This window comes from Pantoea sp. GbtcB22 (assembly GCF_019091025.1).
Taxonomy (GTDB): Bacteria; Pseudomonadota; Gammaproteobacteria; order Enterobacterales; family Enterobacteriaceae; genus Pantoea; species Pantoea leporis.
Genome location: NZ_JAGXKB010000380.1, coordinates 1 through 258 on the forward strand (window position 1 = coordinate 1; position 258 = coordinate 258).

General features: G+C 48.1%; 1 protein-coding gene. It reads right to left on the reverse strand.

Annotated features, from left to right (window positions below; all coding sequences use genetic code 11):
• Positions 1-57: 57 nt before the first annotated feature.
• On the reverse strand, positions 58-258 hold a 201-nt coding region (locus KVT28_RS25535), incomplete at its 5' end, for a hypothetical protein (protein WP_217551019.1).

A 258-nucleotide genomic window follows, 5' to 3' on the forward strand; every position in this document is an offset into this window, starting at 1 on the left:
CCGTACCCGGTTGCTGCGTAACAACTCTGTCGCCTGATATAAGTCATCAGTGAGCGATTATTCATTCGAGGGATACCAGGTTTGCAGCCAGGATACCAATGGTTTGTCGCGATTAATGGCTATTCTTTCGCCTTTGAGATTATCAAAGGAATCGGGTCGGCCATTTGGTTGCTGCATCACCACCACCATTGGCGAGGTCATTAAGGTTGATCGCCATGCTGCATTCTCTTCAGGTTCTGCTAATCCTGCTAACAACCA